We start from the raw sequence: 21,579 nt of genomic DNA, 5'->3' as shown, positions 1-21,579 counted from the left end.
GCTTAAATCTGGAAGCTCATGGAGCATTGACCAAAATCAAGCTGGCACACAAAGGAGGGTTCCTTGGGCAATGAAGGTAGAGTGACGCACGCGTCGCGTGAAAAACCTGCCGCATAGTTGTCATGCGACCGATCTTCCATCCGAGCCTGGTCAACGGTCGCTACGGCGACCCGACGGTCTATGTGGAGACGCTGTTCAAGACGCACAGCGTGCTGTTCGATCTCGGGGAAATCGCTTCACTGTCACCGCGGAAGATACGACGCGTAGATCAGATCTTCGTTTCGCACGCGCATATCGATCATTTCGTGGGTTTCGATCATCTGCTCCGTTTGCACGTAGGACTGGAAAAAACTGTACATCTTTACGGCCCGGCCGGTTTTGCCGAGCGCGTCTTTCACAAGCTTCAGGCCTATCGATGGAATCTGGTCGAGAGCTACGGCGCCGATCTGATCTTCGTTGTCAGCGAATTTGAGACGCCGAACTCCATCGCGACCAGGCAGTTCCGGTTGAAGAACGCCTTTGCCGCGGAACCGCCGGTGTCGAAGACAGTTCTTGACGGCGTCCTGCATGACGAGCGGACCTGCCGGGTTTCAGCCGCCATCCTTGAGCATGGCACGCCCTGCCTCGGCTTTGCCCTGCAGGAAGCGGCCCATGTCAACATTTGGAAGAATCGACTATCCGAGCGCGGGCTCCCGGTCGGTCCGTGGTTGCAGTGGCTCATGCAGGCGGTTGTGGAAGGCCGGCCGGACGATCATTTGATACGGATCGATGGAGCGGCGGCTTCGGACGGTCGCCTCGAGCCGCTCGGCAGCCTGCGTGAGCTCCTAACGGTCACTGCCGGCCAGAAAATTGCCTATGTTACCGATGTTGTCGATACGCCGGCCAATCGCGCCGCCATCGTGGCGCTCGTTCAGAATGCCGACATTCTCTTCATTGAGGCGGCATTCGCAGGCACAGATGCTGCATTGGCGAGGGACCGGGGCCATCTCACAACGACGGCTGCCGGAGAAATTGCGCGGGAAGCCAATGTGCGCCGTGTCGAGCCGTTTCACTTCTCTCCGCGCTATGCGGGAGAGGAGGGGCAGATGCTGGCCGAGGTGATGACGGCGTTCAGGGGGCCCACATCTGACGCAAAAACCTGAGGAAAGACGTTTGCCGGCTGGGCATCGGAAATTGGTACGGCTCTTTCTCTGCGGAGATGTCATGTGCGGCCGCGGCATCGACCAGGTATTGGCGCACCCCTGCAGCCCCGAGATTTACGAACATTACGTGCGATCGGCGGAGGGGTACGTGCAGCTCGCCGAGCAGGCGAACGGGCCCATTCCGCGGCGCAACGGGCCGTCCTACGTTTGGGGCGCTGCGCTAAGCCAGTTGGAGCGCATGCAGCCGGATGCGCGGATCATCAACCTCGAAACGGCAGTGACCCGCAGCAACGACCGCATGAACAAGGGCATCAACTACCGCATGAGCCCCGAGAATGCAGAATGTCTCGTCGCGGCCGAGATTGACTGCTGCGTATTGGCCAACAATCACGTGCTCGATTGGGGTCGCGCCGGCCTGCTGGAGACGCTGACGACACTGCAAAAACTCAACGTCAAGGCAACGGGCGCGGGACGCAACGATCATGAAGCGCGCGCACCCACGGTGCTGAACCTTGGCAAAGCGCGGCTCTTGATCTTTTCGTTTGGATCGACATCGAGCGGCATCCCGCTCGAATGGGCTGCGACGTCAGAAACGCCAGGCGTCAACTTGCTGCCGGACCTCTCCGAGGCGAGTGCGTGGGAGGTCGCCGACCAGGTCATGGCGCACAGGAGGCCGGGCGATCTCGTCGTCGTTTCAATCCATTGGGGATCCAATTGGGGATATCACATTCCGCAGGAGCAGAGAATTCTGGCCCGGTCCCTCATCGACAAGGCAGGCGTGTCGATCGTTCACGGACATTCCTCGCATCATCCGCGAGCGATCGAAATTTATCGAGACCGCCTCATTCTCTATGGCTGCGGTGATTTCCTGAACGACTATGAAGGCATCAGTGGTTACGAGCGCTACCGTGACGACCTTGCCTTGATGTATTTCGCCGACCTGGATCCGACCAGCGGAAGCCTCCATGCGCTCAAACTGGTCCCCCTGCAGATCAAGAACTTTCGTCTCTCCACTCCAGCGCGGCAGGACATCGAATGGATCCAGCAGACACTGGATGAGAGATGTCAGCAGTTCGGAACAAGGCTCATTCCTGAATCCGAAGGGCAGCTTGTCGTTATCGGACCGCGGGCCGGGACCTAACGCTGGATGCAGCAGATATCGCGGGCTGCGTCCTGGCCCGATGCTTCGTGCGTCGATGACGGATAGCGCGCTCTACCGCCGCGAGGAAAGAGGCGATCCAATGATCGAGGATCCAGCCGGCTTGGCCAAGTCCTTGCTGGCCAAGTCCTCGATTGCCTTGTTTTGCTTGTAATGTCTGCGTCATGATTAGTCACCTTTGCCACCGGAGAGCAGTGCTCCCCGGTGGCCCAAGAAACGACACGCGGTCAGTCTTATCGCCGCGCTTCGAGCACGATGTTGAAGGGTGTCTCGGCTGCGATCCGGACACGGCTAAACCCGGCTTCGCGCAGAACCGCTTCCAACCGTTTTGGTCCTGCCTGCCCACCGAGCGCGAGCCCGACCTCCTGCGCCAGGGAAACCGGCGTGCAGATCATGGTGGAGCCGGCATAATAGAGGCGGCCGACCGGATTGATATTGTCCTCCAGCCGGTCTCCTGCAAGCGGCTCCACGGCCATGAATGTGCCGTCAGGGGCGAGAGCCTGCAGAATGCGGCTCGCCGCGCCGACGGGATCACCAAGGTCGTGCAGCGCATCGAAGCAACAGATCAGATCGAAATTGCTGCCAACAAAATTCTTGGCCGTGGCGACATCAAATTCCGTCCTGGCTGCTACGCCGTCGCGTTTCGCGGCGTCGCGGGCGCAGGCGATTGAGTCTTCGTGGTTGTCGATCCCGAAAAATCTGGACCGTTCGAATGCTTTCGCCATCAGGATGGTTGAGATGCCATGGCCGCAGCCGATATCGGCGACCCGCGCACCGCGGCCGAGCTTTTCGACCACGCCGTCCAATGCGGGAAGCCATTCCTGCACCAGATGGGCCTTGTAGCTCACGCCGAAGAAGCGTGACATTCCGCTGAACAGGCAATTGCATCGCTCGTGATAGCCGGAGCCGCCGCCGTTTCGGAAAGCCTTGCTCACCTTGGGCTGGTCAACCATCACGGCCTGGCAAACCTCGAACGAGCCCAGCATGTAGACCGGGCTGTCAGGATTGCCGAACACCATGGCCTGCTCGGGATTCATGGAGAAGCGCTTGGTCGTAGCGTCGTAGTCCAGATAGCCGGCGGCGGCGTGGGCGCTGAGCCATTCGCGCACAAGGCGCTCGACTGTTCTGGTCTGGCGCGCCAGTTCTTCCGGCGTCACCGGTCCCGACGCGGCGAGCGCGCTGTACAGTCCGAGTTCGTCACCAATGCGTACCAGCGGTGCAATCATGGCGGCGCCGAGGTCGCCCAATATCCGCGTAACAAATACTTCCAGCTTCTGCTCGTTTAATTCTCTGACCAAAATGTTCATTGCTGCCTCCTTTGGCGCGATTGCGACATAGGTCCTCGCGAGGGTGCCGCAAATGACCAGACTGCCGGATGGCTTGACTAGGCGTCTGAATTCTTTCTATTTTTTGCAGTTCGTCCGAGAAGCGTGACCGAGCGTCCGATTGGAGCTGCGACTATGGGGGCGGATGCGCTGTCCGAGGTGTTGCGCGCGGTACGACTCAGTAGCGCGATGTTCTTCCATCTTGACGTCCGCGCACCGTGGGTGGCCGAGGCGCCGGCATCGGCCGCCTGCGCTTCAGCCGTCTTGCCTGGGGCACAGCACGTCATCGAGTATCACGTGGTGGTCGATGGTCGCTGCTGGGGCGGGTTGATCGATGCGCCATCCGTGCGGCTCGAGGCGGGCGATATCATCGCTTTTCCGCAGGGCTCAGCACATGTGCTTTCCAGCGCTCCAGGCATGCGGTCGATTCCTGATCTGAGCGTCTATGGTCAGGCGAGGGGCTGGTCAGCTTCCGCTCATGATGCGCCTCGGTGACAACGGACCCGCCGATGCGCGCATCCTGTGCGGATTTCTCGGCTGCGACACGCGCCCCTTCAATCCGCTGGTGGAGGCGCTGCCTCCGGTCCTGCATCTGCAGGGAAGTTCATATCGGGAGAATTCGGGACTTGGTTACCTGATCAATGCCGCACGGGTTGAATCGGAGGGGCGCCGGACCGGCGGGGAGGGCGTGCTGGCCCGGCTGGGCGAACTGCTCTTTGTCGAGGCGATCAGATGCCATATCGAAGCGCTTGGCCCCGAACAGACCGGCTGGTTTGCCGGCTTGGCCGATCGACACGTCGGTCAAGCGCTGAATCTCCTGCATGGCAAGCCAGCGGCGGATTGGACATTGGATGATCTCGCGAAGGCCGTGGGGCTGTCGCGATCGACGTTCGCGCAGCGGTTCACCCACCTGATCGGGCAACCGCCGATGCAGTATCTGACGCGCTGGCGCATGCAACTCGCTGCCGGTCTGCTGGCGTCTGGAAGCGACCCGATCGCCCGCGTGGCGGAGGCGGTTGGCTACGATTCCGAAGCCGCCTTCAATCGTGCGTTTCGCAGAACGGTAGGGACGCCGCCGGCCGCATGGCGGCAGACGCAGATGTCGCCGCAGTAGGCGCGCGATTGCGCTGGTTCACGGGGTAAAAGGGCTCGCGAAACGATCGTGACTGGTTGGCTGAACGGCAACACCTGTGGGAAAATTATCGCAAAGTGGCGGTTCCCGAGACTGCACGACACTAATCGCCTGAATTACTGCATGATTTGTCAACGTTGGCAGCGCCTTCGCGCGCTCGAGGGCTGCCAAACGTGCTGCGTCCGCGTTTTGACTTGATCATGATTCCCGAGTTTAACTACCATTCTGTCTCTGGGAAGTTGGGGCATCGAAGCGGTGCGCCGGGTTTGGTTGACCCGTCTGGCCGCGTTTGCCGATAGCAGGGGGATAAGCACCGCATGAGTTCGTATTTTCGGCGGCAGCTTGCAGATTACGTTGAGTATCATCGCGACCCCTGGAACTGCGCAATGCATGTGTTCGGCATCGTGTTCCTGTTCCTGGCCGCTATCCTTCCGCTCAGTCTGTGGTCCATCACCATATTCGGATTCCAAACCAGCGCGGCGACCATCGCTATCATACCGGTGCTCGTCTACTGGTTCCTGCTCGATTTCGCGCTTGGCGCCGGAATACTTGGGGCCGCGGTTGTGTTGCTCTCAGCCGCTGCCGTGATCGTTGATCAGACGACGACTGCCGGCATGTGGTCACTTACGGCCATCTTGATTGTCGTCGGCGTCGCATCGCAGATTATTGGGCACCGCGTGTTCGAGCGGCGGCAGCCGGCGCTGGTCGACAATCCGACTCACCTGTTGCTGGGCCCAATGTTTGTCATGGCAAAACTGTTTATCGCGCTGGGCTTTCGGCGCGATCTCGCCACCATCATCCAGGTGCATCCGCAAGGCGTTGCATCCTGATCTCAAATAGTTCAGCTTGAGTTCATCGGCAGCATGACGCACATCCTGGTCACGGGCGGCAGCGGATTCATCGGAAAGCACCTCGTCTCTGCGCTGATAGCGCGAGGTCGGCAGGTGAGGGTGCTCGATCTTCAGCCACCCCCTCGCGCGTTGCCGCAGGTTCAGTATGTCAGGGGATCGGTGCTTGATCGGGACCTGGTTGACCGCGCGATGGACGGGGTCGACGAGGTTTACCACCTGGCCGGCTTGCCGGGGATGTGGCTGCCGCGGAAGGCCGATTTTCACACCGTCAACTTCGGCGGCACCGAGATCGTCATTGAGACGGCGCGCAAGCGCGGCGTAAAGCGCTTCCTGCACTGCTCGACGGAATCCATTCTGTTCCGTGCCTCGCCATCGGCGGTTCCTGTCGCCGACGATGCGCTCCTGCCGGACGACATGCCGGGTCCATATACGCGCTCGAAAATGCTCGCCGACCGGTTCGCTATGCAGGCAGCCGCATCCGGATACCCGGTGGTTATCGGCTGTCCCACCATGCCCGTCGGGCCTTATGACCATAACGTTACCCCGCCGACGGCGATGCTCCGGTATTTTCTCAACCGACGTCTTCAATTGCACCTCGATTTTGTCGTGAATCTTGTCGATGTGCGCGACGCCGCCGAAGGGCTGATCTTTGCCATGGAGCGCGGACACGCTGGACATCGCTATGTTCTCGGTGGCGAAAGCATGCCGCTAAGACGGATTCTCGAACTCATTGCTGATATCAGCGGCCGTCGCATCCGGTGCATTCAAGTGAACGGCAAGGTCGCCGAAATGGTCACTGCAACGCTGGAGTTCATCGCCGATCACGTGACGCGCCGGCCTCCGTCCGGTACGGCCGAAGGCGTTCGTATCGCATTGCGGGCGGGGGCATTGTCGATCGAAAAAGCGCAACGAGAGCTGGGCTATGCGCCGGGTCCCGTCGAACCCGTATTGCGTGAAACCATTGCGCATCTGCTTGATGCCGGCCACAACCAACCTGAATGGGACTCAATGCCGAGCACTCGTTTCACGTCGAGCGCCTGTTCGGCGGTTGATCCAATCGCTTAAGATGGTCCGCGACATGCTGAACGATCCTGGTCAATGGTTGGCTTTCGCCTTGAGTGGCTGGACCACTACCTGGCCCACACAGTTGCTCGCCATCATCTGGATTTTGTGGGTCATGAGCTGGGTTTTGGCGTCGTTCTGGTCCGGTCAAACGAAGAAACACGTGATGACCTGGGAGTCGCTCAAATACCGCTCCCCCATTCTGGTAGGTGCCATTCTTTTCTTGCCATTGACCGGCAAGGTCCTGGGGGAAAAGCCGCTCTGGCAGTTTGGCAACCTTGGCATCTACGTGCTCGCGTGCCTTGTCCTTGCGGGAATCTCATTCACATGGTGGGGGAGAATTCATCTTGGACGATTCTGGTCGAACGCGATCACGCACAAGGAAGGCCATCAGGTCATCGACACCGGCCCCTACGGGCTGGTGCGCCACCCGATCTATACGGGGCTTATCGCCGGGATGCTGGTGACGGGTATAGCGGTCGGAACAGTGACCGCGATGCTGGGGGCGGCGCTGATCTCGCTCGGGATGGGGTTGAAGGCCCGCATGGAGGAGGGCTTCCTCACGGCGGAACTCGGTGCGGATGCCTATGGATCGTATTGCCGTCGCGTTCCGATGCTGATCCCGTTCCTGCCGCGCACCTGACGTCGCTCTGCCACTACCGTTTCCGTCGCGACACCGCTGATGTCGCGACAGGTGGAGCAAGACGGCGCGGAACCAGAACGCGTTGGCCAACTGACAGCGGTGCACTGTCGGAATGCTGATTGGCCTGAGTAAGTGACCACAGCGGTACCTGGTTCAGTGCCGCAAGCCTCTGCAAGGTATCGCCCGAACGGGCGAGTTGCTGCGTGCCGCTGTCCCACAGCTCCAGCGGGGCATCAGGAGGAACGACGTAGCGCAGCGGCACCGCCTCTCCCTTGGCCGGCGTCGTCGCAAGTTGCGCAACTGCTGTCACCACTTGCTCGTGGATGGAATCCATCTTGTCGATGTTGATGTGGGTGACTTCCCCGTGCTGCTTCAAATCGAAGCTCGCGTAGTGACCCTGGTAACCCTGCTCCGCCACCACATCGCCGCCGCCCAGTATGCTGTCGGACAGGAAAATGTTGATGAAACGCTCGACGTTCAGCGGCACTTTCGGGCTTGCCTGAGCCGGATCAATGGTGACCACCAGGCTTACCTGTATGTTTTCGGACTTGAGTATCCCGGCGAACGTCAAGGCGCACAGTCCGCCCATCGAATGACCGATCAGCACAATCGGCGCAGGATCGTTCCGGAAATCGCGGATCGCCTGATCCGCAATCAGCCGGCAAATCGTGAATTCGTAGACGTCAGCCCGGATACCGGCTTCCTGGAGACGATTGGTCAGGCGGTCCATCCCGCGCGAAAAGATCGGGCCGAGCGCGCCGCGGAACAGGTAGACGCGCGCCTGCGGCTGCGCCGCGGCTGGCGGCGTGTCGGGAGCGACGGTTGCGACAGCATTGGCCGTGCGCGCGACCGGATCGGCGACCGCCAGATTGCAAACGGCCGACAAGATGCTGACGGAAAGGGCTGCACGGATTACCACGGCTGCAACCAGCGTCGGACTTTTCATGTACATTCCGCTCGCGATTTAGGCGTAGAAATGCCGAACCTTGAATGCCGGCGGGCCACACCACCCGGCGCTTCTAGCGGGTGATCTATCGTCGAGGAATTGGCAGAATTTGCGGCGCTCGGCGCTGCGGCGACGGCGTTCGAACTACTAACGTACCGCCGCGGCGCTTGCCGTGCCGGACCTCGCCGCGCTTGCTTCTCCAGGTTGCCGCGGCCTCTGGGCCCCTGAAGCTGGTACGGATCGGCCGAAGACGACAGCGTCGATCTCGCTTATCACCTTCTGCTGCATGATCAGGTTCTTTTCGATGGACATGTGCCCGACGCCAGGCACGTTCTGCACGTTCACATTCTCGAGCTTGCCCTGGAATTGTCCGGTTTTCTGAACCGGCGTGCCGGCGCCGTTGGCGATGTAGAAGTTTATATAGCGTCCCACGCGTCCCGAGAGGCTGGTGCGGAAGACCGAATCCAGGCCGATGGCGAGCTTAACGGGAGTGCCAAGCTGATCCAGCTTGGCGACCATGTCGGGAAGCGCGGTCGCGCCCGAGGAATGCCCGACCAGAATGATCGTCTTGATCCTGCCACTTTTGTATCCGGCAGCGGCTTCGTCGGCGAGCGACGACCAGGAGGCAAAGTTCGCGACAGTGACCGGGATGCCCTGCGCCCGCAGCTTTACCGCAATGTCATCGAGCCCCAGAGAAAAGATATTGAGCACGCCGCGGAGCAGATAGACATGAGCAGTCGAGGCTGCGGATGCGGAACTCCTTGCCTGTGCCGGGCTTGCGCCGATCGCCAGGAGCAGCAAGACCGCGATAGCTACTGCATGCAGTCGACGCAACGATGCCAGGCTGAGAAAGGATAACCAGCCGATAGTTCCGATATCGCCGCGATATGGCTTCATTGCGCTCCTCGAAGGGCTGCGGAGTGTTTCGCAAGCGCGACCGTAGCGCCCGCGCGCTCGGAACTGCAATAAACGTGGCGTGAGCGGTTGCAATTTACCAACCCGACGTGTCTCCGCCGCAACACTGGTTTCCAACTCCTCAGTGGTTTGCCAGCCGCCCGGTACCAAAGCGCAACAGACGACTACAATCAGATGTCAAAAGCAGAAATTGAAATGAGGGAACCCACCAGACTCAGTTAGATTCCGTGCAGCTTGAATTTGGCAGGGGGCACTGATGCCATACTTCAACTTTGATCTCGTCATCGGCGCGGAGTTCAAAAACCAGGGCGGCATGTATCTCGAAAACACAGAAAACGCGATCGATAAGGCCGAAAGCCTCGCGAGCGAGCTTTGCATCGTTCGCCCCGAGCTGCGTTCCACCGGATGTGCCGTGCGTGTCACCGATGGAGACTGTAACGAGCTCTACCGTACTCCGGTCGACCTTATCGGCCGCGGATGAAATCGTCCGTCGCGCACGATGCGTCGTAAGCGCACGAGGTCGAATTGGTCTGAAGTGTAGACTACTGCAAGGGCAGTAGTTGAGTTGGGGGCGATTTCTCACCGAGGGGGCAGCTCGTTCGGTCCTTGGCGGACGGGTTCTGCGCTGCAGATTCGTTGGAATGGCTCGGATCAGATGCCGATGACTCGGTCGTGCGCATAAACTCGGTCACGGCTGCGTTCGATGACCATTCCATGTAACTAACAACGGCGAACGTAAGGGCGAACAGGGTGAAAAGCCCGACCACCACTATGGTGCCCATTCCCCGCCAATCGACTTGGCTACTGAACAATGGCATGGCTCGTCTCCCGAACCCGGGTTTGCGACGGCCTTAAATCAACTCGCGGTTCTCGAATGTGAGCTGCCTCACGCCTCACGCTCACTTGATGCCGAGACAGAACGCCGGACGTCTTTTGCTTGGACTGATCCGTCGTGCAATGCGCATCACCGGTCTTACGGCTTGATCCCGATCTTCTCTCTGATCGCGCCAAGCTCGGCCTCGTCCCAGATGCCGATTAAAACGCCGTTCTTGACCTGCAGTTGCTGGGCTGCATAGGCGGCGATTTTCGCATTCGGCGTGGTGATGTGCATCTTCGGGTGTAGCGCCCAATCGAACAGCTCGGCTTGCAGTCGCGCGACGATGTCGGCGCAGGCCGGGTCGGCGCCACGATCGCAAAATTCCTGCGGATCGGTTTCGAGGTCGTAGAGCATCGGGCGGAAGCCGGAGGCGTGAATGTATTTCCAGCGGCCGTCGAACACCATGAACAGCCGGCAGCGCTCGATCGGCTGGTTCAGCATCACGCGGACGTCCTGCATGGCGTAGTCGTATTCGGAGAACACCACCTTGCGCCAATCGGCAGGCGGCGCGCCGTGCAGCAGCGGCACCAGCGAGCGTCCTTCCAGGATATGATCCGGCGGCGTGGCGCCGAAATAGTCGATGAAGGTCGGCGCCAGGTCGATCGCCTCGACCAGCGCATCGCTAACCGTGCCGCGCGTGGCATCGGCGGCAGGCGAGGGGTCGATCACGATCAGCGGGATTTTCGCCGATTGTTCGTGGAACAGGTCCTTCTCGCCCATCCAGTGATCGCCGAGATAGTCGCCATGGTCCGACGTGAAAACGATCATGGTGTTGTCGAGCAGGCCGCGGCTCTCAAGGAATTGCATCAACACGCCCATCTGGTCGTCGATCTGCTTGATCAGCCCCATATAGGTCGGGATGACCTTCTCGCGCGCCTCGTTGCGCGACATGTTGCGCGAATAGCGCATGTCCATATAGGCGGCGAACACCGGATGCGCGTTGGCGCGCTCTTCCTGCGAACGGATCACCGGCTGCACGTGCTGCGGCCCATACATGCTGGCGTAGGGCTCCGGCGCGATGTAGGGCCAGTGCGGCTTGATGTAGGACAGATGCAGGCACCAGGGCCTTCCGTCGTCCTCGGCTTCCGCGATGAACTCCATCGCGCGCCGCGTCATGTAGGGCGTCTCGGAGTGCTCGTCGGGCACGCGGGCAGCCTTGTCGGCGTGAACCAATAGCCAGCCGTTCTGCAGGCTACCGTCCTCGGCCGCACCGGAATTGGCCCAGTGCTCCCACGGATTGGGCGCGTCGTAGCCATGCTGGCGCAGATAATTGTCGTAGGCCGGACGCGGCCGTCCCGTCGGATGCAGGCCGTCGTCGCGCTCATAAGGCTCGAACCCGCATTCGGATACATGCACGCCGATGATCGAGTCGGCGGGGATGCCGAGGCTCTTCAGCCCTTCAAGGTCCGGCGCCATGTGCGTCTTGCCGACCAGCACGTTGCGGACGCCGATCTTCTTTAAGTGATCGCCGAGCGTCGGTTCGCCGACGCGCAGCGGCCAGCCGTTCCAGTGCGAGCCGTGCGAGCGCATGTAGCGGCCGGTATAGAATGACATCCGCGACGGGCCGCAGATCGGCGACTGCACATAGGCGTTCGAGAACAACACGCCGCGTTTGGCCATCGCGTCGATGTTCGGCGTCTTCAGCACAGGGTGCCCGGTACAGCCGAGATAATCGTAGCGAAGCTGGTCGCACATGATCCAGAGCACGTTCTTTGCAGGCGTTTTGGCTGTCATCTCAGGCATTTCGGCTGGCGTTGGGAGGGGCTGGATGGTGCGATATGTCAGCGCAAATGACAATCGAGCGGGCGGCCCCCGAGGCGTTAACGTTTCGATAGCGCCATTTCTCGCAATTGAATGGCGATCCACGGTTGCGCGTTAGCCTTACTGGCAATTTGGCCGATGGCCTTAACCCCTGAACCGGCATGTTGGATTAAATTGGGACGTTAGAAAAACCGGATCCCAAGCGATGCGCATCGGCGTCACACTGGCACTTTTCATCGCGACGAATTCGACCGCCTTTGCCGGCGGCGGCTTCGAGATCGTGATTCCGGGCCGTCCCGGCGTTCCCGTCATCATTAACGGCGTCGATGCATCCTATGCGGTGGTCGAGGGTGACTGGGGCCTCGGCAAGGGCACCCATGTCGAGCCGACTGTCTACGGCGGCCGCTATGTCGATCCGGTCCCGCGCGTCGGTCATTATTATCCGAGCGCCGGCCGCATGCCCGGTTACGGGCGCCTGGAAATCGAGCCTCCGGCAGATCGAAGGTTGCCGCAACCGGCCGAGAGCTACCATCAGTCCTGGTCGGCGCAGTCGGCGCCGCTGCCGGCGCAGTCCAACGTGCCCGTCGATCCACCCGAAATCATCTACGCGCCGCGCGATGACAGGCGATGGCCGCCCCACCTTCCGCGCTGAGAAAAATACGACAACGAAAAACTTCGACAGGAGAGAGTAATGCGTCAGATACTTAAAGGATTGATCGCGGCAGTCGCCGTCATGGCCGCCGCACCAGCGATGGCCTGCGGTTACGCCCCGTGCGCAGCACCGGTCTACGTCGCCCCGGCCGTGACCTACGGCTATGCTGGCTGCAGCCCCTGTGGCGGCTGGGTCCGCGAGCGTCTGCCCGATCCGCAGCAACAGTATTATTATGTCAACCAGGGCCCGACCTATACCGGTCCAGGCAATTTCGCGCCTTACCCGGTCTATCGCGAAGGCACGATCTCCGGCTACGGCTATGGCTACAACCGTTCGTACGGCTATCAGCGGCACGGTTACCGTTACACGGGGCGTTACTACCACGGTCGGCCGGTACTGCGCCGCTACTACTGATCCAGCGGGAGTTTGAAAGCTTCAGCGCCCGTTCGCTTCCCGCGGGCGGGCGTTGTTCATTTCATCAGTCCGAGCCGGCTTGCGCCGATATAGAGCGCCAGCACCGCGGCGTTCGACACATTCAGGCTCTTGATCTCGCCGGGCATGTCGAGCCGCGCCACCGCGCGGCAGGTTTCGCGGGTCAGTTGCCGCAGGCCCTTGCCCTCGGCGCCCAGCACCAGCGCCAGCGGTTGCTGCAAGGGCACGGCGGCGAGATCCTCGGTCCCCTCGCTGTCCAGCCCGACCGTCAAGAACCCGCGGTCGTTTAGTTCGGTGAGCGCGCGGGCGAGATTTTGCACGGTGACCAGCGGCACCAGCTCCAGCGCGCCGGAGGCGGATTTCGCCAGCACGCCGGTTGCTTCCGGGCTGTGGCGGGCGGTGGTGACGATCGCTTTCACCGCAAAGGCCGCCGCCGACCGCATGATGGCGCCGACATTGTGCGGATCGGTGATCTGGTCGAGCACCAGCACGATGCCGTTCTGCGGCAGCGTGTCGATATCGGGCGAGGGCAGGGGATCGACCTCGGCCAGCAGCCCCTGGTGCACGGCGTCCGGTCCGAGCCGCTGGTCGATCGCGTTCGGCCGGACGATTTCCGGGGCAACGCGGGTATCGATATTCTCGTCCGCCAGCCGCCGGGCGGCATTTTCGGTCAGGAACAGCTTGCGGATCCGCCGTTCCGGGTTGGCTAGCGCAGCCGAGACCGTGTGCCAGCCATAGAGAATCGCCGGCCCGTCGGAGCTTGTTTCCCGGTCGCGCCGGCCGGGCGGACGGGCGAATTTCCGCTCTTTTTCGAAGGGTTTGCCGCCGCCGCGGCGGAACGGCGGCTTTCGGTCGCGATCGCTCATGGGGAGCTTGTGTCACGGGGGCCCGAATATGGCAATTTGGTCTGATCGAACCTATTTTTGGTGGTCCGCGTTGGTTGACTTTGCCATCCCGCTTCGCCCATAAACGCGCCGGTCGCAGCCGGTTCGAAACGGGCTTTCGGCCTCAGCGTCATCCTTGGGTCCGGTCCTCCGCCACTCGGGCGGTCGGTTTGGTGACGCTGTCGGACGGGGAAGTGTCCCGAGTGGCAAAGGGAGCTGACTGTAAATCAGCCGCCGTATGGCTTCGAAGGTTCGAGTCCTTCCTTCCCCACCAGCCTTCGCTCGTTCCGCGAGCTACGGCTCGGCAAGCCCTATCGTAGCGCAGGCCGCCGTGCCGAAGGGCGTAGGCGGGCTGTGGCCGCGAGCTACGGCTAGGCAAGCCACACCCCTGACGACTACGGCCCCTGCCGCGCCAGCCGCCCGCCAGCATGCCAAGACTCGAAATTCAAGGACAGGCGCTGTGTCGGGCCGGAAGCGCTGGCCGTTCGGTGTCATTGAACTCCGTAGCATACAGCTCCCGAACAGTTCGGTGGCACTCGCACGCGCGGCGTTGCAGGAGATCCATATTCAGGATGCTTATCTTGCCCCTGCTGTACGAGATCAGTCCCTCCTTTTGCAGTTGGCTGGCAACGCCGGTTACGCTGGTTCGCCTCACACCCATCATCTGCGCCAAAAATTCCTGTGTCACCGGCAGTTCGGTGCCCACCAGATCGGACATCCTGACCAGCCATTTACACGTCCGCTGTTCGACGCTGTGAACTGCGTTGCAGGCAGTCGTCTGCTGCACCTGGGCGAGGAAGAATTGTTCGTACTTGATGAGCAGCGCGAGCAGGTCAGGAGAAGACAGGGCAACGGCTTTGAGGTGCTCGGCGTCCATGACGCTCGCAAGGCCGGATACCTGGACGACCACTTTATGCAGCGACGCCTTGCTATCCAGCGCTTGTGCAGCCCCGAAAACACCATCGTTTCCGATCATGCCGCTTTCGATCGTCCAGCCATCTTCCAGTTCAACAACGCAGGAAAGTATGCCGCCGTGCGGGAAGTACGCCTGATTGACGCGCGCGCGGCTCTCCGCAACGACCTTGCCGGGTTGCATTTCGATAACGCGAAGATGCGGCCGGAGGTCTTCAAGATCGACAGGGCTTGCTCGGGACAGAATGCGATTTTTTGAGTGAGGCATCGTGCTCTCCTCATCCTTTGCAGGCGGGAGCACAACACTCTCAGTCACCGACGCCCACGGGCGCTTGTGTCGGTGATGCACTCAATGTGGGGGGCGGTGGGCCCGATAGCGAGTCATTTATTGTTTCCTGTTTTGGGGCTCCTGCAGTGCAGTATGGTGAAGCGTCAGCCCTGACCGGGTTCGCTTGAGGTGTCCGGCAAGCGGGCTTCCGCCGTGCCGCCCAGCCGCGGAGACGGTCATGCGAAGCAAGCCAGCCGCCGGCTCAAAGGTGCGTCACCTACTTTTGGGCGTTGGCGAAAGCCGTTTCGAGCACGTCGCCAATCGGCTGCCACGTGCGGCCGTCGAATTGAATCAGTCGCAGGTGTTTGATCGGCCGAAAGTTCCAGGGTCCGGTGCTGATTTTGATCCCCGGCAGCAACATGGAGCCCTGGTAGTCTTGGAGGGCCGCTGCCTGCTTCATGACGTTCTCGCGGGACAGGTCGTTGCCGCATTGTTTGAGCACCTGGGCCAATGTCTCGGCGGCGGCATAGCCGAAGACGGCGGCACTGTCGTCTTTGCCTCCGGCCCGATTGTATTTCTCAACAAATGCCTGCCAGTCCCTGGTGGCTTGTTCGTCCTTCCAGGCCGGATCATTTGCATCCTTCAGGAAGGTGGCTGTAATGACACCCAAGGCTTTTTCCGGGCCGGCGGGCTGCGCCGTCGCGATCGATGAAGCCATATGGTTCAAGATGAACACCGGATGCCAATTGAGATCCGCCGCTACCCGGACGACTTTCGCTGCGTTTGCAGGCACCCCTGCAAACACAAAAATTTCAGCTCCTGATCGCTTCAAGATCGATACGTGCGTGTCCAGATGCTCATCTGCGATATCGTAGGCGATATCGACCCTGATCATCCGGGCGACTTCACCGAGCCCGTCTTCCAATCCCTTGAACAGTTCTCGACCGAAATGATCGTTCTGCCAGAGAGCAACGATTCTTTTTCCGGGGTAGAACGCCTGTATGTAGTTGGCGTAGATGCGCCCCTCTTCCCGAATGGAAGGCTGCCAGCCCATCGTCCACGGAAACAACGATGGATCGCTCAGATGATCGTCTCCGGAGGCGACAAAGAGTTGAGGAACTTGCCTTTCGTTCAAGTACGTGCGAACGGCAAAATTCCCCGGCGTTCCGAACGAACCGAACATCAAGAGGACGTCGTCTTTCTCGATAAGACTGCGCGTAAGGTCCAGCGCGGTCGACGGATCGGATTTGTCATCATATGAGATAAAGCGCACCTTGCGGCCGTTGATCCCGCCGCGTTCGTTGATCATCTCAAAATACGCCGCTTCGGCTCTTCCAATCGCTCCGAAGATCTCCAGGCTCCCGCTATAGGGCATAACGTTCCCGATGCGAATTTCAGTGTCGCTCACGCCTGGGTCGCGCACTCGCTGGGTGATCGCGCTCAATGACGTAAGCGCCAAGATAAGCACCAGGACAAGAGCAATCAGCGTTCGGACCCTGGTTTGCATCGGATGAACTCCGTTACAAAGACGCAGCCAGATTTCGAGACCCGTGGGAGGCGCGTAGCCTGATCTAGATCAAGCGCCGAGAGATTGACGGCACCGTGATCGTCATTTTCTTTGACAAGAATGGACGAACCTACGTCCCGACCGGCTCATACCGAAAACGGCGATAATTGGTGGCAGGCTAGCGCAAGTTCCCGCAAGACGCGATGCGACAAGCGTACGCTCCCGATCGGTTGTGTCAACGCATCCGCTTTTGTTCCCTTGAGGCCATCCACCCCATGAACTCTCCGGCCTCCCGCCGCAACCAAGCGGGCAGGAGAGAACGTCATGCTCGAATGGGTGATAGTGCTGTTGATCGCGATCGTCGTACTGATCGTGGTCCTCGATTTCCTCGATCTGCTTGAGTATGCCGTGAGCGATGCTGTGCGGCTGGTCTTCGCCGCGATCGTGAACACTTTGAAATTCGTTGCGTTTCTGATCCTGGGCACGGCGAAACTCGCCGCGCTTTTGATCCGGAAACTCGTCGTCTCGAAGCCTTAGCCTTGATCGCCATCTTGCGTGGTTTCCGGCAACGCTTCGCCGGGAAGATAGAGTCTGATCGGGCGGATTTCGTAGACGGCGGATGGATTGGCGCGCCGCAGGTCGCGGGCAATCGCGATCGCTTCCTCCTCGTTGGCGCAATTCAACACGTATAGACCGAGCAACTGCTCCTTGGTCTCGGCAAACGGCCCGTCGATGACCATTCCCGCGCCCGGTCCGCGCAAGGTGCGGGCTTCCGCCGTGCCGCCCAGCCGCGCCGCCGGCCCGAGCACCTTCTTGGCGTTGAGCCGCTCATGCACCGCCAGCAGTTCGCTCATCAGGGCTGCGTCTTCCTCCGGGGTCCAGGATGTGACCTCGGCTTCGACGTGATAGGCCAGCATGGCATAGAGCATCGTTTTCTCCTTTATGGCGGACCGGACTGGGCGCCTTTCGAGGACGTTTCGCGGCAGCCGATCCCGACAAACGGTGGTCCACGAAACAGTCCGGAAACGCGATATATCCGTTGCCTCTTGAACGTGCCGTGGAAGGCCCACGACTGATGAGCAGAACGCGAGCCAACGCGCATCCTTCACGGAGACGGTCATGCGAAGCAAGCCAGCCACGATCATTTGCGATGCCGCCAGGTGCTGCGGGTCGCCATCATCGTCGCAGGCCGGCGACTGGCACGATGTCACCGGCCATCACCGCTATTACGGCAGTTCGGCCATCAACGGCGGCGAGCGCATCGTCGAAAACCGCCGCGGCCGGCGGCCGCGCTTGGTCAATCCCTGCGGTTTTTGATCGGCAATTAAGCAATTAAAAAGGCGCGGCGGGAGAACTCCCGTCGCGCCCCAACTGTTGTGCTCGCTGGTCCAGGGCTGAGAGCGCCCCGATGCCAGGCCGAAAGACAAGCCTAGCGGGCGATCCCAGCGAGGTGACAGCGCTTGGTATAAGACACTGGATCACCTCCTTTCGTTGTTGATGGAAATCCGAATATAAGCGGCGAATCGGCGCCTGTTAAGGGGTGCGGACCTGGTCGAAGGTCCGCACAGAACATGCGGACAGGGTCGGCGGGGCGGTTGAGGCCGCCTGCGCGTCGTGTTAGGTCAACGCCAGCGCGGGTGTAGCTCAATGGTAGAGCAGCAGCCTTCCAAGCTGAATACGAGGGTTCGATTCCCTTCACCCGCTCCAGCCTTCGCTCGCAAAGCGAGGGAAGGCTGCCGCGCCGAAGCCCAGCGGGCGAAGGCGGGCTCGTGGCCGCGAGCTACGGCTAGGCAAGCCGTGGCATGAACGGGAAGCGAGCGGTCTTTGTTTGAAGAGACAGACGGGCGGCAGGTCTGATGCGCATCATCTACTTCAGCCTCGGTTGGGTGATGGTTGCGCTCGGCGTGATCGGCCTGGTGATGCCGCTGATGCCGGGGATGGTTTTCCTGATCGTTGCAGTGGCGTGTTTTGCGCGCTCGTCGCCGCGGTTCGAGGCATGGTTGCTGGATCATCCGACATTTGGCAAACCGCTGCGGGATTGGCGCGCCACCGGAGCCATCCCGCGGTCGGCCAAGGCCATGGCTTGCGTGGGAATGACGATCGGGTTTCTCGTGTTCTGGTACAGCGTCAACCCGTCATTGCCGCTTGCCATAGCTGTGGCGGTCATGTTCCTTGCCTGTGCCATCTATGTCGTTTCGCGGCCGGCGATGGCCGATGGGAACGGCATCTAGCGGGTTCTGGTTCGATTCCGTTCATCCCTCCGTCGGTCAAAATTTAATCAAAATTGTCCCTGACAGCGTGTCCGCAAGGTGATGCGCCGCAGAGATCTGTGGCTTACACGGACACGCGCTGATTGCGCGTGTGGCGAGTTAGCGGCAATTCCGTGCATTTCTTGGGCGAAAATACGCACTCGCTAACCATGCCTTACGGAACGCCTGGACTCGCCACAAAATCAATCCGATTGAGACACAATGTCGGCGAGTAGGGTTGAAACGGTGCCCGTTCGCATCACGCGCTTATTATTTTGCAGAGTATGGGCTCACAGGGGGACTGTAATGGGAGCTACGATCGGCATCACTCGCTGGCGAATGGAACAATTGTCCTGGGCGTCGGCCCGCGACGCCATGCGCCGGCTCAACATCATCCCTCGGCGCAACGCGGCAGCGGCGCTGGTGTTGGCGGCGATGGCCGGCTCGATGATGAGCGATCAGACGTACGCGGCGCCTCCGGGCAGCAACGAAATCCGGATCGGCAACACCGCTCCCTATACCGGTCCGGCTTCCGCCTACGGCGTCATCGCCAAGGTCATCTCGGCCTATCTGGACAAGGTCAACGCCGAGGGTGGCATCAATGGCCGCAAGGTCAATATGATCACCTATGACGACGCCTATGACCCCAACAAAACCATGGAGATGACCCGCAAGCTCGTCGAGGACGACCAGGTTCTCTTCACCTTGGGGACCATCGGTACGAACACCAACGCGGCGATCCAGCCCTATTTGAACTCAAAGAAAGTCCCGCAGCTTTTTGCCTTGTCGGGCGCAGCAGCCTGGGACCAGCCGCGCGAATTTCCCTGGACCATGGGCTTCCTGCCGACCTACACGGCTGAAGCGCAAATTTTTGCGCAGTATATCCTGGAGAACCATCCCCGCAGCCGGATCGCCGTCCTCTATCAGGAGGATGGCATGGGCAAGGAGTACCTGAAAGGCCTGAAGGACGGCCTGGGCGGCAAGGTCGCGATCGTGGCCGAGGCTCCCTACAAGGTCACCGACACCAATATCGATGCGCAGATGGCCAAGCTGAAGGCGTCCAATGCCGACGTCTTCATTGAGTTCACCACGCCGAAATTCGCCATCATGGCGATCCGGCGAAGCGTCGAGCTCGGCTGGCGGCCGGCCCATTTCGTAGCGTCGATCGCCAATTCGTACTCGGCCGTGATTCAGCCGGCGGGCCCGCAAAATGCGGAAGGCCTTTTGTCGGCGGCATACAGGCTGGAGGGCGAAGACGCGGCGGCGGCCGGCGACGTGGCGTTCCGCGAGTGGAGCGCCTTCATGCAGCGTTATGTCCCGAGCGTGAGCAAGACCAACGGTCAGGCCGTCCTCGGCTATCTGGTCAGCAGGACCCTGGTCGAGGTGCTCAAGAACTGCGGCGACGATCTCTCGCGCGAAAACATCATGAAGCAGGCTCGCGCGATCAAGGGCGTCCAGCTTCCCATGATGGTGCAGGGCATCCTGATCAACACCAGCCCGTCCGATCATGCGCCGATCGAGCAGATGCGGATGATGCGCTTTACCAATGGCAATTGGCAGCACTTCGGCCCGGTGCGAAGCGGCATCGATCCGGGCGCGGTCAGCGATTCGTTCAAGACGATCTTCAAGTACGGCACCGCCACCAAGCGCGATCTGGCCAACCAGCTCAACGCCAACACTGTGAGCCTGATGACGGGCTCGTTCGGCTCCACCTATGCTCAGGTGGGCGCCGATCTCGCCTCCGTGCTCGACAACGGCACGGCGCTGCGGATCCTGCCGGTCATGGGCCGCGGATCGGTGCAGGCGGTGGCGGACATTCTGCTGCTGCGGGGCGTCGACGCCGGCATCGTGCGCAAGGACACGCTCGCCTATCTCGACCGCAAGGACTTCGCCAAGGACATCCGCAACCAGTTCGTCTACGTGGCCAAGATGTTCAACGAGGAAATGCACGTCCTCGCGCCGAGGACGATCACCAACATGCGGGAACTCGACGGCAAGACCGTGGTGGTCGATTTGCCCGACAGTTCGACCTTCGTGACCGCGATCAACGTGTTCGAGCGGCTCGGGATCAGGCCGCACCTGATCTACCAGGAGCCGCGACTGGCGGTGGACATGCTGCGCAAGGGTGAGGTCGACGCGATCGTTGCGATCGAAGGCAAGCCGTTGCAATGGCTGAACCAGGTCAACGATCGCAACCTGCATCTGGTCCCGGTCGATTACGCCAAGACGCTGCAGGAGGAATATCTGCCTTCCAAGCTTTCTTCGGCGGACTACCCGGGCCTTGTGCCGGATGGCGGCTACGTCGAGACGGTTGCGGCAGAGGCGGTGCTGGCGTCGTATAACTGGGCACCGAACAGCGATCGCTACCGCCGCCTGTCGCTGCTGGTGGACACGATGTTCGACAAGGTCGCGCAGTTGCAGCGTCCGCCGTTCCATCCGAAGTGGAGGGAAATGGCGCCGCGGGCGACGGTGTCCGGCTGGACCCGCTTCAAGGCGGCACAGGAATGGCTCGACCGCAACATGCCTCCGGGCGCGGCCGTATCGGCAGCATCGGGTGCCGTGCCGGCGCCGGTCGCCGCGCCAGCCGCCGCCGCATTTTCCCCACAGGAGCGCGATCCGCTATATCGCGAATTCCTGGAGTGGCGTGCCAGCCGCGCCAAGGCCGGCGCGAACAGGTAGTTGCGGAAACCAAGGTATGACGATGGGAACGGCCCGCCTCGGCGGGCCGTTCTATTTTTGGCAGGGCCCCGCCGTTGCCGCCTGGTATGCCGTACGCTCCCTTCGAGAACTCCAGCCTTGGGTCGTCGCTCCGGCTGCGTTGCGCATCGGCGGGCGGTGAACGGATGGTGTCATGCCGACAAT

Annotated in this window: 22 protein-coding genes and 2 tRNA genes; 16 read left to right on the top strand and 8 right to left on the bottom strand. The window is 61.0% G+C overall.

What is annotated here, in order from left to right:
* The first annotated feature begins 122 nt into the window (after positions 1 to 122).
* Both ACFXS9_RS17615 and ACFXS9_RS17610 read left to right on the top strand, forming a co-directional pair.
* Positions 123 to 1,142 carry an MBL fold metallo-hydrolase gene (locus ACFXS9_RS17615; RefSeq protein ID WP_392690690.1) on the top strand — a complete coding sequence of 340 codons (1,020 nt, stop codon included), beginning with the start codon at positions 123 to 125 and terminating at the stop codon, positions 1,140 to 1,142.
* A gap of 10 nt (positions 1,143 to 1,152) precedes the next feature.
* Positions 1,153 to 2,283 carry a CapA family protein gene (locus ACFXS9_RS17610; protein WP_392690688.1) on the top strand — a complete coding sequence of 377 codons (1,131 nt, stop codon included), beginning with the start codon at positions 1,153 to 1,155 and terminating at the stop codon, positions 2,281 to 2,283.
* A 251-nt stretch (positions 2,284 to 2,534) separates the two neighbouring features.
* Here the strand turns inward: ACFXS9_RS17610 and ACFXS9_RS17605 are convergent, their stop codons facing one another.
* Positions 2,535 to 3,608: a class I SAM-dependent methyltransferase gene (locus ACFXS9_RS17605; RefSeq protein WP_392690687.1), complete on the bottom strand. Its 1,074-nt coding sequence runs from the start codon at positions 3,606 to 3,608 to the stop codon at positions 2,535 to 2,537.
* Positions 3,609 to 3,761: 153 nt separating this feature from the next.
* Between ACFXS9_RS17605 and ACFXS9_RS17600 the strand changes: the two genes are divergently transcribed.
* The 5 genes from ACFXS9_RS17600 (at position 3,762) to ACFXS9_RS17580 (ending at position 7,314) form a co-directional block, all read left to right on the top strand.
* Positions 3,762 to 4,121, top strand: coding sequence for a cupin domain-containing protein (locus ACFXS9_RS17600; RefSeq protein WP_392690685.1), 360 nt, complete (start codon positions 3,762 to 3,764; stop codon positions 4,119 to 4,121).
* Positions 4,105 to 4,740: an AraC family transcriptional regulator gene (locus ACFXS9_RS17595; protein WP_392690683.1), complete on the top strand. Its 636-nt coding sequence runs from the start codon at positions 4,105 to 4,107 to the stop codon at positions 4,738 to 4,740. The genes ACFXS9_RS17600 and ACFXS9_RS17595 overlap by 17 nt, the downstream gene beginning before the upstream one ends.
* Before the next feature lie 335 nt (positions 4,741 to 5,075).
* Positions 5,076 to 5,588, top strand: a complete 513-nt coding sequence (locus ACFXS9_RS17590) for a DUF962 domain-containing protein (RefSeq protein ID WP_392690681.1) — start codon at positions 5,076 to 5,078, stop codon at positions 5,586 to 5,588.
* A gap of 33 nt (positions 5,589 to 5,621) precedes the next feature.
* On the top strand, positions 5,622 to 6,674 hold the full coding sequence (locus ACFXS9_RS17585; protein ID WP_392690679.1) for an NAD-dependent epimerase/dehydratase family protein: 1,053 nt from the start codon (positions 5,622 to 5,624) through the stop codon (positions 6,672 to 6,674).
* A 13-nt stretch (positions 6,675 to 6,687) separates the two neighbouring features.
* On the top strand, positions 6,688 to 7,314 hold the full coding sequence (locus tag ACFXS9_RS17580; protein ID WP_392690677.1) for a methyltransferase family protein: 627 nt from the start codon (positions 6,688 to 6,690) through the stop codon (positions 7,312 to 7,314).
* 13 nt (positions 7,315 to 7,327) lie between these two features.
* On the opposite strand, the gene ACFXS9_RS17575 is transcribed toward ACFXS9_RS17580, so the two are convergent.
* Together ACFXS9_RS17575 and ACFXS9_RS17570 are read right to left on the bottom strand one after the other, a co-directional pair.
* Positions 7,328 to 8,260, bottom strand: coding sequence for a LysM peptidoglycan-binding domain-containing protein (locus tag ACFXS9_RS17575; protein ID WP_392690675.1), 933 nt, complete (start codon positions 8,258 to 8,260; stop codon positions 7,328 to 7,330).
* A 147-nt stretch (positions 8,261 to 8,407) separates the two neighbouring features.
* On the bottom strand, positions 8,408 to 9,292 hold the full coding sequence (locus ACFXS9_RS17570; protein ID WP_392690673.1) for a hypothetical protein: 885 nt from the start codon (positions 9,290 to 9,292) through the stop codon (positions 8,408 to 8,410).
* Positions 9,293 to 9,431: 139 nt separating this feature from the next.
* Here ACFXS9_RS17570 and ACFXS9_RS17565 point away from each other — a divergent pair, with 139 nt between their 5' ends.
* Entirely contained in the window at positions 9,432 to 9,656 is a 225-nt protein-coding gene (locus ACFXS9_RS17565; RefSeq protein ID WP_028349101.1) for a hypothetical protein, read from the top strand.
* A gap of 492 nt (positions 9,657 to 10,148) precedes the next feature.
* On the opposite strand, the gene ACFXS9_RS17560 is transcribed toward ACFXS9_RS17565, so the two are convergent.
* Positions 10,149 to 11,786 carry an alkaline phosphatase family protein gene (locus ACFXS9_RS17560; protein ID WP_392690671.1) on the bottom strand — a complete coding sequence of 546 codons (1,638 nt, stop codon included), beginning with the start codon at positions 11,784 to 11,786 and terminating at the stop codon, positions 10,149 to 10,151.
* Positions 11,787 to 12,018: 232 nt separating this feature from the next.
* Between ACFXS9_RS17560 and ACFXS9_RS17555 the strand changes: the two genes are divergently transcribed.
* Both ACFXS9_RS17555 and ACFXS9_RS17550 read left to right on the top strand, forming a co-directional pair.
* A complete protein-coding gene (locus tag ACFXS9_RS17555) occupies positions 12,019 to 12,465 on the top strand; it encodes a hypothetical protein (protein WP_392690669.1) in 447 nt (148 codons plus the stop codon).
* A gap of 39 nt (positions 12,466 to 12,504) precedes the next feature.
* Complete coding sequence (locus ACFXS9_RS17550) at positions 12,505 to 12,879, top strand: hypothetical protein (protein ID WP_392690667.1); 375 nt, start codon at positions 12,505 to 12,507, stop codon at positions 12,877 to 12,879.
* A 56-nt stretch (positions 12,880 to 12,935) separates the two neighbouring features.
* On the opposite strand, the gene rlmB is transcribed toward ACFXS9_RS17550, so the two are convergent.
* Complete coding sequence (gene rlmB / locus ACFXS9_RS17545) at positions 12,936 to 13,763, bottom strand: 23S rRNA (guanosine(2251)-2'-O)-methyltransferase RlmB (protein WP_392690665.1); 828 nt, start codon at positions 13,761 to 13,763, stop codon at positions 12,936 to 12,938.
* A 206-nt stretch (positions 13,764 to 13,969) separates the two neighbouring features.
* Between rlmB and ACFXS9_RS17540 the strand changes: the two genes are divergently transcribed.
* A tRNA-Tyr gene (locus ACFXS9_RS17540) sits at positions 13,970 to 14,055 on the top strand.
* Positions 14,056 to 14,226: 171 nt separating this feature from the next.
* Here the strand turns inward: ACFXS9_RS17540 and ACFXS9_RS17535 are convergent.
* Entirely contained in the window at positions 14,227 to 14,961 is a 735-nt protein-coding gene (locus ACFXS9_RS17535) for a Crp/Fnr family transcriptional regulator (RefSeq protein ID WP_392690663.1), read from the bottom strand.
* Between the two features lie 277 nt (positions 14,962 to 15,238).
* Positions 15,239 to 16,468 carry an ABC transporter substrate-binding protein gene (locus ACFXS9_RS17530; RefSeq protein WP_392690661.1) on the bottom strand — a complete coding sequence of 410 codons (1,230 nt, stop codon included), beginning with the start codon at positions 16,466 to 16,468 and terminating at the stop codon, positions 15,239 to 15,241.
* A 324-nt stretch (positions 16,469 to 16,792) separates the two neighbouring features.
* Between ACFXS9_RS17530 and ACFXS9_RS17525 the strand changes: the two genes are divergently transcribed.
* Positions 16,793 to 17,005, top strand: a complete 213-nt coding sequence (locus tag ACFXS9_RS17525) for a hypothetical protein (RefSeq protein WP_392690659.1) — start codon at positions 16,793 to 16,795, stop codon at positions 17,003 to 17,005.
* Here ACFXS9_RS17525 and ACFXS9_RS17520 read toward each other — a convergent pair.
* Complete coding sequence (locus ACFXS9_RS17520; RefSeq protein WP_392690657.1) at positions 17,002 to 17,397, bottom strand: YciI family protein; 396 nt, start codon at positions 17,395 to 17,397, stop codon at positions 17,002 to 17,004. The two genes, ACFXS9_RS17525 and ACFXS9_RS17520, sit on opposite strands and share 4 nt — an antisense overlap.
* Before the next feature lie 190 nt (positions 17,398 to 17,587).
* On the opposite strand from ACFXS9_RS17520, the gene ACFXS9_RS17515 reads away from it, so the two are divergent.
* From ACFXS9_RS17515 to ACFXS9_RS17500, 4 genes are all read left to right on the top strand, one after another.
* Entirely contained in the window at positions 17,588 to 17,785 is a 198-nt protein-coding gene (locus ACFXS9_RS17515) for a hypothetical protein (protein ID WP_392690655.1), read from the top strand.
* A 316-nt stretch (positions 17,786 to 18,101) separates the two neighbouring features.
* Positions 18,102 to 18,175, top strand: a tRNA-Gly gene (locus ACFXS9_RS17510).
* A gap of 149 nt (positions 18,176 to 18,324) precedes the next feature.
* Entirely contained in the window at positions 18,325 to 18,699 is a 375-nt protein-coding gene (locus ACFXS9_RS17505) for a YbaN family protein (RefSeq protein ID WP_392690653.1), read from the top strand.
* A 324-nt stretch (positions 18,700 to 19,023) separates the two neighbouring features.
* Complete coding sequence (locus tag ACFXS9_RS17500) at positions 19,024 to 21,396, top strand: ABC transporter substrate-binding protein (RefSeq protein ID WP_392690651.1); 2,373 nt, start codon at positions 19,024 to 19,026, stop codon at positions 21,394 to 21,396.
* The last annotated feature ends 183 nt before the right edge of the window (positions 21,397 to 21,579 follow it).

Origin of the sequence: Bradyrhizobium sp. RDI18, assembly GCF_043203335.1 — a bacterium.
Taxonomy (GTDB): Bacteria; Pseudomonadota; Alphaproteobacteria; order Rhizobiales; family Xanthobacteraceae; genus Bradyrhizobium; species Bradyrhizobium retamae.
Note: the sequence above shows the minus strand (reverse complement) of the source record. Positions and strands in the feature narration are given on the sequence as shown.